Origin of the sequence: Sphaerisporangium aureirubrum (genome assembly GCF_042658925.1) — a bacterium.
GTDB lineage: Bacteria > Actinomycetota > Actinomycetes > Streptosporangiales > Streptosporangiaceae > Sphaerisporangium > Sphaerisporangium aureirubrum.
In genome coordinates this window covers 312539-321374 of the sequence record NZ_JBHSRF010000001.1, presented here as the reverse complement: position 1 = coordinate 321374, position 8836 = coordinate 312539, and the positions used below count along the sequence as shown (strand labels likewise).

11 protein-coding genes are annotated in these 8836 nt (G+C 65.4%); 5 read left to right on the top strand and 6 right to left on the bottom strand.

The genetic code is table 11. The features are described 5' to 3' along the window. Positions 1–80: 80 nt before the first annotated feature. Entirely contained in the window at positions 81–542 is a 462-nt protein-coding gene (locus ACFP1K_RS01505; RefSeq protein WP_380746234.1) for a PPOX class F420-dependent oxidoreductase, read from the bottom strand. A gap of 107 nt (positions 543–649) precedes the next feature. Here ACFP1K_RS01505 and ACFP1K_RS01500 point away from each other — a divergent pair, with 107 nt between their 5' ends. Then, on the top strand, positions 650–1627 hold the full coding sequence (locus ACFP1K_RS01500; RefSeq protein ID WP_380746232.1) for a hypothetical protein: 978 nt from the start codon (positions 650–652) through the stop codon (positions 1625–1627). 28 nt (positions 1628–1655) lie between these two features. Here the strand turns inward: ACFP1K_RS01500 and ACFP1K_RS01495 are convergent, their stop codons facing one another. Beyond that, positions 1656–1892: a DUF397 domain-containing protein gene (locus ACFP1K_RS01495; protein ID WP_380746230.1), complete on the bottom strand. Its 237-nt coding sequence runs from the start codon at positions 1890–1892 to the stop codon at positions 1656–1658. Beyond that, on the bottom strand, positions 1889–2758 hold the full coding sequence (locus tag ACFP1K_RS01490) for a helix-turn-helix domain-containing protein (RefSeq protein ID WP_380746228.1): 870 nt from the start codon (positions 2756–2758) through the stop codon (positions 1889–1891). Before ACFP1K_RS01490 ends, ACFP1K_RS01495 begins: the two co-directional genes overlap by 4 nt. 205 nt (positions 2759–2963) lie before the next feature. On the opposite strand from ACFP1K_RS01490, the gene ACFP1K_RS01485 reads away from it, so the two are divergent. Further along, a complete protein-coding gene (locus ACFP1K_RS01485; protein ID WP_380746226.1) occupies positions 2964–3455 on the top strand; it encodes an ATP-binding protein in 492 nt (163 codons plus the stop codon). Positions 3456–3626: 171 nt separating this feature from the next. Here ACFP1K_RS01485 and ACFP1K_RS01480 read toward each other — a convergent pair whose 3' ends face one another. From ACFP1K_RS01480 to ACFP1K_RS01470, 3 genes are all read right to left on the bottom strand, one after another. After that, positions 3627–4055, bottom strand: a complete 429-nt coding sequence (locus ACFP1K_RS01480; protein ID WP_380746224.1) for a VOC family protein — start codon at positions 4053–4055, stop codon at positions 3627–3629. Further along, positions 4056–4529: a helix-turn-helix transcriptional regulator gene (locus ACFP1K_RS01475; protein WP_380746222.1), complete on the bottom strand. Its 474-nt coding sequence runs from the start codon at positions 4527–4529 to the stop codon at positions 4056–4058. It lies immediately after the preceding gene. Between the two features lie 117 nt (positions 4530–4646). Then, positions 4647–5795 (bottom strand): FAD-dependent monooxygenase, encoded by a 1149-nt coding sequence (locus ACFP1K_RS01470; protein ID WP_380746220.1) that lies wholly within the window; start codon positions 5793–5795, stop codon positions 4647–4649. Between the two features lie 59 nt (positions 5796–5854). On the opposite strand from ACFP1K_RS01470, the gene ACFP1K_RS01465 reads away from it, so the two are divergent. The 3 genes from ACFP1K_RS01465 (at position 5855) to ACFP1K_RS01455 (ending at position 8462) form a co-directional block, all read left to right on the top strand. Continuing rightward, positions 5855–6487, top strand: coding sequence for a TetR/AcrR family transcriptional regulator (locus ACFP1K_RS01465; RefSeq protein ID WP_380746218.1), 633 nt, complete (start codon positions 5855–5857; stop codon positions 6485–6487). 233 nt (positions 6488–6720) lie between these two features. Continuing rightward, on the top strand, positions 6721–7695 hold the full coding sequence (locus ACFP1K_RS01460; RefSeq protein WP_380746216.1) for an ATP-binding cassette domain-containing protein: 975 nt from the start codon (positions 6721–6723) through the stop codon (positions 7693–7695). Continuing rightward, a complete protein-coding gene (locus tag ACFP1K_RS01455) occupies positions 7692–8462 on the top strand; it encodes an ABC transporter permease (RefSeq protein ID WP_380746214.1) in 771 nt (256 codons plus the stop codon). Before ACFP1K_RS01460 ends, ACFP1K_RS01455 begins: the two co-directional genes overlap by 4 nt. Positions 8463–8836 lie beyond the last annotated feature (374 nt).

Here is an 8836-nt window from a genome sequence, read left to right as displayed (position 1 = left end):
CCCCAGGAACCCGCCTCCCAACTCCAACCTCCACCGGGACCCCAACCTCCACCGGGCCAAGGCCACCCTTCCCGACGCGCCTACCCCAACCGAGCCGGAAACCCCCCAGTAGCCACCGGCCCCCACCGAGTAGGCGTAACCCGAACCAACGACTTCCCCTGCCGCACCATCGCCGCCCGATACTCCTCCCAATCCGGATGCTCCCCCGAGATACACCGGTAGTACTCCACCAACCCCTCCAACGCCTCCGGCATGTCAAGCACCTCCGCCGTCCCATCCACCTGCACCCAGGCCCCCCCAAAGTCATCCGACAACACGACCACACTCACCCGCGGATCCCGCCGAGCATTAACAGCCTTAGCCCTCTCCGGATAGGTAGACACCACAATCCGCCCCTCCCCATCCACCCCACACGTAACCGGCGACCCCTGCGGCATCCCATCCCGCCGCACCGTCAACAAGATCCCCTGATGCCGCCCCCGAACGAAGTCGAGCATCTCTTCACGGGTTACGGTCTGGTTGGTCGCAATCTTCGGGCTCATGCTCATACAGTACGACTACCTGGCACGATGCAGCCATCCCAAGATTTTTCGGACATGTCGCCGGCATCCTGCGGGGCAGCTTGAGGCATTTTGCCTAGGCTTGGGGCATGACGATTGGGCTCAACCCAGGACAGGTATGGACACGTCAGGAGCTTGCTCCAATCTACGGCGGTAGCCCGCAGGGTGGGATCTGTCCCTCCGGAACGACGCCCAACGTCCTGCTCTACTCCGACCCAAAGGTAGGCAAACAGCGCGGCTACCATGACGGGTGGCTCCGCGAAGATGACGAATACGGCCAGGTGTTCGAGTACACCGGCCACGGCGAGGGAGATCAAACCTTCGAGGGCCAGCATGGCCGCGGGAACCGCGCAATCCTGCACCACATCGATGATGGTCGGGCTCTGCGCGTCTTCAAAGCCGTGGGTGTAGTACCCGGAACGGGCACCAAACGCCACCGATACTTGGGTCGGTTCCAACTCGACCCGATTCAGCCCTATGTATTGCGCGAGGCGCTCAATAGGCGTCATGTAATGCGCAGGGTCATCGTGTTCCGATTGCGGCCCATAGTCGATGACTACCAGCGAGTTGAGGACGACAATATCCCGCCGGCTAGCGCCACTACGGTTACATTAGTGCCAGCGTCCGTTACTACCAGCGCGATCGTGGAGCCAGAGACGAACAAGAGGACGAAGACTTCGCGCTCAGCAGCACCCGAGACGACCGCCGAGCGGCGTGAAGCCCAACTCTCCGATCAGTTCCAGGCATTTATGAAGACCTATGGCCGCGAACTCAAGCGATTCCAGATTACTGTGAAGGGTCTCACAGGAACTTTCCTCACCGACCTATATGATGTCCAAGGGCATGTCTTGTACGAGCTAAAAGGCACAAGCACGCGTGAAGCTGTGCGGATGGCCATCGGACAACTCTTGGACTACAGCCGACACGTCGAACCCACCCAGCCCAAGCTCGCAGTCCTGCTTCCCGACGAGCCAAACGAAGATCTGCAAGCCTTGCTTGCGGAGTTAGATATCGCCCTAGCTTACTGGGATGGCACCATATTTGTGGGCATTCCCGGTCTTGAATAGAGCGACCTACTAGGCAGAGTAAACAGCCTCATTCATATGAAGCACAGAATTCGCTGTTACTGACGGCCTTCCGGAAATCCGACCATGCAGCACCCGTAAATCTCAACAGACCCATACTCAGGTACTTGGAGTCACGGATCGCCTTCCCACTGGACGGGAGACCAGCGATCTCAACGCAGTCGTTTTCGGCTGCGCTGGCGGAAGATTTACGCCAGGTGGCGGTGGTGAGGTCGTGGGAGTAGAGGTCCTTCGTTGGGTGGCTCATGGGCGGGTGCCTTCCTCCATGTGGGCGATCAGGGCCTTGGAGTCGTCTACTGGTAGGGCGGTGGCGACGATTCGGTCGAAGGCTTCGGCGAAGCTGCTTACCTCTGATACGCCTTCAACATAAGTTGCGCCTAGGAGGTTTTCCAAGAGGACTACCTCGGGCATGGCGTTGGGGAAGCCGACGAGGCTGAAGGCTCCGGCGCTGCCGGGGTGTGGGGTGGCGTTCAGGGGCATTATCTGGAGTGTGACGTTGGGTAGCTCCGCGCAGTCCAGGAGGCGGCGGAGTTGGTCGCGCATGGTTGTTGGTCGTACCGCGAAGCGTTGGTGAAGGACTGCTTCGGAGATGATCGCCCAGATCTTCAATGGGCCGGTGGGGCGTGTCAGTACAGCTTGGCGGGCTAGACGGACCTCGGCGAGGGCGGCTATCTCTTCGGGGGTTCGGGTCATCGAGATACCGGAGATGGTCTCTCGGGCGTAGGCGGCGGTTTGGAGGAGTCCCGGCACGAGCAACGGGCCGAATACTCGGACGTTGTCCGCATCAGATTCCAGGGAGATGTAGTCCGCGTACGCGGGAGCGACGATGCCGCTGTACGTCTGCCACCAGCCCCGTTTGCCGGCGTCGCGGGCCAGGTCTTCGAGTGCGGTGAAGACATCCAGGTCGCACACGCCGTAGGCCTTGAGGAGTGCGGTCACCTCGCCGCGGCGAATGTGGGCGGTGGCGTTCTCGATCCTCGAAAGCTTGGGTGCCTTCCATCCCACGGTTGCGGCGGCGTCGTCGAGGTTCAGGCCTGCGTCATTGCGGAAGCGGCGCAGAGACTCGCCGAGGCGTCGGCGACGGACCGTGGGGACAGGTCGGCTGTTTGGCATAGAGGCAGTGTTCCATCACCGTCCGTTACTCCTGAGGGGATCCGGAAACCCAGAACACAAAGTTGGGTGACAACCTTGCGATCCAGGTGGTCAGCCTCCATGCTTCCCATCAGCAAGCATCACCTTAGGTGGTCATTCGACTACCTAAAGTTCAGTAACTGTCCGTTATGCCTGGGTCAGACACACCAGAAGGGCACCTATCGCGATGGACACGCCGACTGCCGCCAAATTGGGGTTCTACCCGGCGACCCATGACAGAGGGCTCATCGTGCACATGAATGTGTGGTCGGAGAGCCTGCAGGCTGTTCGGGGCCTGATCAAGCAGGTACTCGGCGAGAAGGGAGTGGACAGCGAGAACGTGGAGTCCGTACGGCTGGTCGCGTCCGAGCTCATCGCCAACGCCGTTAAGGCATGCGGGCATTGGGTGCCCGTGGTGGTGGAGGTGGAGATGACGAGCACCGGTATATGGATCAAGGTTCATGATCCGAACCCCCACCGGCTGCCGGTGCGTTCCCGGATTCCCCCCAACGACCCCGAGGCCGAGAGCGGACGCGGCCTCTGGCTGCTGGATGCGCTGGCACCCGGCTGGGACGTAGCCCTCACCCCTGTCGGCAAGCAGGTGCGGTGTCTGATCCCTCGGCAGGTGACGATTCCTCAGCAGCGGGCCGTCAGTGGATCGGACTTTCCGGATGTCTGAGGACCTAGCCGGGCTCCGGACGCCAGGGGTGCGGCTCAGGTGGGAGGAAGTGCCAGCAGGAGCTCGATCGGCTTGAGGACACCGAGGGTGGGCTGTCCGGGCATCCTCCAGCATGTCCCCGGCGGATCGGGCAGTTGCCCCCGCCTGCGCCGCCGGGGATACGAGGCGGGGCTAGCGGTCGAAGATGTCGTTGATTTGGGTTAGGCGGAAGCTGTTGCCGGAGGGGTCGCGGAAGCCGGCGTCTATGCCGTAGGGGCGGGACTCGGGCTCTTCGGTGAATTCGACGCCTCGGGACTTTAGGTCCTTGTAGGAGGCCTCGCAGTCTTCGGTGGTCAGGAAGATGGTGCCGGCGAAGCCCTTGGCCATTAGGTCGTGGACTTGGGCGGTGGTGGTTTCGTCCATCAGTGGGGGGCCGGGGATGGCCATCAGGACGATGGAGACCTCGGGCTGGTTGGGGGGGCCTACGGCCAGCCAGCGGAAGTTGCCCATTTCGGGGACGGTGACATCCGTGCGGACTTCCATGTCCAGCTTCTTGGTGTAGAAGGCCAGGGCTTCGTCCTGGTCGTGGACCCAAACCTGGGTGTTGGCGATCTTGATCATTTAGGGCTCCGTGGGTGGGGAATCGGACTCCTCAGACGCTAGTGGGGTGGGTTTGGGGGTGTCTTCTCGAAAAGTCCGGTGTTGGGGGCGGCTGTTGGCGCGGACTACGCAGGCGGGGATCAGGGCGTAGGTGGCGGGATTGGGGTGCTTGGCGCGGTAGGCCGTGGGGGGCATGCCGTACATGCGGGTGAAGCTGGTGGTGAAGGAGCCGAGGCTCTGGAGGCCTACGGCCAGGCAGATGTCCGCTACCGAGCGGTCGGTGTTGCGGAGCAACGACGCGGCGCGTTCCAGGCGGCGGGTGAGCAGGTACGCGTGGGGGGTCTCGCCGAAGGCGCGGCGGAACTGCTGGCTGAAGTGGGCTCGGGAGAGGCCGGCTGCTTGGGCCAGGTCCGCGACGGTCAGCGGCTCGTAGTAGCGGGCGTCGGCGAGGTCCTTGGCGCGTACCAGGTGGCGGGCGGGTGGGACGGACGGCATGCGTACCAGTATCGCCTGTTGGGGGCATTCGGGCTGTTGAGGGGGTTGAAGCGGGGGTGGTGGGTGCCTGGCGAGTGGTGGTCAGGTCATGGCTGTGGAGGAGAAGCCGATCGGGTGTCAGGCCTGCCACATGGCGGCTAGGCGGCGGGTGGCGAGGCCGCGTGGTATCGCACGGAGTAGGGCGTCTCGTAGCCAGGCGGCGGGGCCGGTTTGGGTGGTCAGGTGTGATTGGCGGGAGGATGCCAGCATTAGGCGGGTGGTGCGGGGGCGGCGTTCGGCGTCGTAGTGGAGGAAGCGTTGGGGGACGTCTGGTGGGGTGGCAGTGGAGAGGTGGCGGGTTAGGGCGGCTGCGTCCTCGAAGGCCTGGCTGGCGCCCTGGCCCAGGTCGGGGGTCATGGCGTGGGCCGCGTCGCCGAGTAGGGCGATTCTGCCGAGTGCGAGGGTGGGGAGTGGTTCGGCCAGGCAGGCGATGGGGTCTACGTAGATGTCGGTGGGTGGGGTGGCTTCGATGAGGGTGGGGACGGCTGGGTGCCAGTCGGCTGTCAGGGACAGCAGTTGTCGGCGGGCCTCGGCTGGGGTGGGTTGGTTTTGGGAGGATTTGGAGTCGGTGAACCAGTACAGGTCGTTGTCGCCCAGGGGGAACAGGCCGAACATCGCTCCGCTGCGGCGGTCGAGCATGATGCTGGCCAGCAAGCTGGTCACGTCCAGGCCGGGTGGGGTGGGGAGCATGCCGCGTAGGTCCATGCGGCCGGTTCGGCGGAGGCCGGGGTGGGTGGGGAAGAGTTGAGCGCGCAGTCTGCTGCTGATTCCGTCGGCCACGATCACGGCGTCGGCGGTCATGGTGGGGTGGCCGTCGCTGATCACTGTCACTTCGGTGGGGGTGGGGTCCAGACGATCTACCGGGGTCGCCGTCCGGACGGACTCGGCAGGCAGGCCGACGCGTAGGGCTCGGTGCAGTTCCGCGCGGCGGACCACGACCGTCGCTCCGACCTCGCGTTGTGCCTGGGCGGCGTCGGTGATCAGCAATGGGCGTCCGCGCCAGTCCCGCAGTCCCCCGTTGACCGCGGGCATGGTCCGGCCGCGGATGAAGTCGGCCGAGCCTATGGCGTCCAGGGCGCGGATGCCGTTGGGCATGATCACGACGCCGGTGCCTGCCTCGCGGAGTTCGGTGGCTCGTTCGTAGAGCGTGATCTCGTGGCCCATGCGGTGCAGGCCCACTGCTGCCGCCACACCACCCAGGCCGGCGCCGACCACGGCGATCCTCATGAGACTCCTCGGGTCATTCACTACGCTCGTACTAGTACGACTATTGGTAGCATGAGCGTGTGCCGCCGAACAATCTGGGTCGTCGCCGGGCCCTGGCAGATGCCGCGATCGATCTTCTGGCGTCGTCGGGAGTGCATGGGGTGACCCATCGGGCGGTGGAGAGGCTGAGCGGGCTTCCGACGGGAACGGCCTCGAACTATTTCCGCAGTCGTGAGGCGTTGCTGGTGGCCGCGGCGGAGCGGGTCGTGGAGTTGCATTTTGCCGACATGGATCGAGCTGCCGGGCAGCACGAGGCAGGCGATGACGTGCGATTGGTCGATCTGCTGACGGAATCGTTGCTCGGGGCGGCGACCACCTCGCGTGACCGTTATTTGGCGATCTTCGAGCTTCAGATGGAGGCGGTGCGTCGGCCGGTGCTGGCGTCGGCTCTCGCGGGGTTGCAGGGAACGGCGACGCGGTTCACCGCGGGGCATCACGACGAGCTGGGGCTGGCCATTCCGCGGGAGAAGATTCCCGCGCTGATCGCGCTCTACGGGGGCGCGCTGTTCACCTTGGTCACCGCGCCGCCGGAGAGGGTGGACAGGGAGGTCGTCCAAGGGGTTGTTCACACCATCGTGTACGGCTGTGGCGTGCCGGAGGACGTAGTGGCGAGAAATCTTGGTGCGGCTGGTGGGGACGGGCGAGGTATTTAGGAAACGCGCAGGTCAGCGGGCCGTCGGTGCCGGGGAAAAAGTTTGGCGGGGTGGGTTTTCGGGTGGGTCCGGGAAGGCGTTTTCGCAGCTCAGTGGGGGATGTGAACGTCCGTTTCACGTTTGCCAAAACGGTTCTGGGCGGTTCAGGATGAATTATCACTCGGCGGGCCCCTGAGCAGGGGTTTCTTTCGCCGTGCCTGGAAGTCGGGGTCAATCGAATGCGAGGAGTGGCGATGATCCATGCCCGGGGACTGACGCGACGGTTCAAGGTCAAGCGGAGGGCGGTGGTGGAGGCGGTCCGGGGGGTTGATCTGGATGTGGAGCAGGGGCAACTGGTGGCGTTCCTCGGGCCCAATGGGGCGGGGAAGTCGACCTGTTTGCGGATGTTGACGACGCTGCTGCGGCCTACGGCAGGGACGGCGGTGGTGGCGGGGCGGGATGTGGCGAGGGATCCGGCGGGGGTGCGGGCACGGATCGGGTATGTGGGGCAGAAGAACGGGGCGGGGGCGAACTTTCGGGTACGGGATGAGCTGGTCAGCCAGGGGCGGGCTTATGGGCTGAGCCGGGGGGCGGCGCGGGTGCGGGCCGATGAGGTGCTGGGGCTGCTGGAGTTGGAGCCGATGGCCATGCGGACGCCCGGAACGTTGTCCGGGGGGCAGCGGCGGCGGCTCGACATCGCTTTGGGGCTGGTGCATCGGCCCGAACTGTTGTTTCTCGACGAGCCGTCCACGGGGCTGGATCCGCAGAGCAGGGCCGATATCTGGGGGCACATTCTGCGACTGCGGGAGCGGCATGGGACGACGATTTTTCTCACCACGCATTATCTGGAGGAGGCCGACAGTATGGCCGAGCGGGTGGTGATCATCGACCAAGGGCGGATCATCGCCGATGGGACGGCGGAAGGGCTCAAGGGGGACTTGGCCGGGGATCGGGTGACGGTCGGTGTGGAGGACGGGGACGCGGCGCGGGCGGCGGAGATCGCGGAGCGGGTGGCCAGCCCCAGTGAGGTCGTGGTGGACGGGGGGACCGTGCGGCTGCGGGTGGCGCGGGCCAGTTCGGTGCTGCCGGAGTATCTGCGGGTGCTGGAGTCGGCGGGGGTGAAGGTGCGGGCGGCGGAGACCGCTCGGCCCACGTTGGACGACGTGTTTCTCGCGCTTACCGGGCGGACGTTGCTGGAGAGCGAGACCGAAGGTGGGGTCGGGGCGTGAACGGGAGAGATGTGGGAGCGGGGCGGCGGTTTCTGCGGGATACCGGGACCGTTTTCTCCCGGGAGTTCATGCCTGTGCTGCGGGGGCCGGTGGCGCTGGTCTTCACCATGGGGCAGCCGTTGCTTTTCCTGTTTCTGTTCGGGTCGATGTTGGCCGGGTCGCAGGGGGGTGCGTCGTGGCAGTGGTTCGTGCCGGGGATTCTGGTGATGATGTGCCTTACCGGGCCGCTCATGAGTGGGTATTCGCTGCTGATGGAGCTGCTCGGGGGGTCGCTGGAGCGGATGCTGGTCACGCCGCTGAATCGGGTGGCGATGCTGGTGGGGCGGACGTTGAAGGAGTTCGTGATCCTGCTGGTTCAGGCGGGGCTGATCATCGTGCTCGCGGTGCCGTTGGGGTTCCGGCCTTCGGTGGAGGGGGTGGTGGTGGGGCTTGGGGTGCTGGTGGTGTTCGGGGTTGGGCTGGGGGCGTTGTCGTACGCGCTCGCTATCGCGTCGTATCCGGGGGGTGATTTGTTCTGGGGGGTTACACAGATGGTGATGTTTCCCATCGTTTTGTTGTCGGGGTTGTTGTTGCCGGTCGAGTCTGGGCCGGGGTGGTTGCGGGTGGCCGCTGCGGCCAATCCTGTGCGATATGTCGCGGATGCCGAGCGGGCCCTCTTCGCTGGACGGATGGCGGACATGTCTGTGGTGTACGGCGCCTTGTGTGCGGCGGCCGTGGCGGTGGTGGGGCTGGTGATCGGGACGCGGGCGATGCGGCGCGGGATCTGACCGGGTCCGCCGGACGGCCCTGCGCGGGAGGGGATCGCGCGGGGCCGTGGGGGATGGACCGGTGGGGCGCCGTACGGTGGCGCCGAATTCGCCGACCCACGTCTTACCTCTTCGGCGCCAGAGAGGTGGGGGCTTGGTGGCGGGAGGGGGCCGTGGGGGGTCGACCGGCGGAGCGCCGTACGGCGGCCGGATTCGCCGACCCACGTCTCACCGCTTCGGCGCCAGAGAGGTGGGGGGCTTGGTGGCGGGCGGGGCCGTGGAGGGGTGGGCCGGCGGAGCCGTGAGGCGGCGGCGCTGGAGCGCCGTCGAGTTTGTCTTACCGGCGCCGGGTCGGCGGGAAGTTGTACGGCGAACACGGCGCCGTCATACGGCGG